Origin of the sequence: Chryseobacterium sp. SIMBA_028 (assembly GCF_046535285.1) — a bacterium.
Lineage (GTDB): Bacteria > Bacteroidota > Bacteroidia > Flavobacteriales > Weeksellaceae > Chryseobacterium.
Window position 1 is genome coordinate 1 of the sequence record NZ_JAWRWZ010000092.1, and the last position, 357, is coordinate 357.

Sequence of the window (357 nt, forward strand, 5' to 3'; positions counted from 1 at the left end):
CCAATATTGCTTCCACTAAAAATTATGTATGGATTGCAACAGGAGGTAAAGCGTCAAGAATAATAAGGCTTACTCGTAAAAATGATCAGTTTGAAATTTTTAATACGCCTGTTATTCAGGGAGAATCTTCCCAGGGAATATACTCTATAGATTTTTATGATGACCAGTTCGGCATTGCAGCTGGAGGAGATTATACCAAACAAGAAGCCAATATCAACAATATTGCAACCACTTATGATGGTGGAAAAACCTGGAAGATTCAGGCTTCCGGGCAGAATGCAGGGTATACCACTTGCGTGAAAATTAAACCGGGCTCCAAAGGAAAAGAAATCATCGCAATTGGAGATCAGCATATAA

Annotated in this window: 1 pseudogene; it reads left to right on the forward strand. The window is 38.7% G+C overall.

The features are described 5' to 3' along the window. A pseudogene (locus SCA31_RS22680) lies at positions 1–357 on the forward strand (glycosyl hydrolase); the annotation flags it as partial.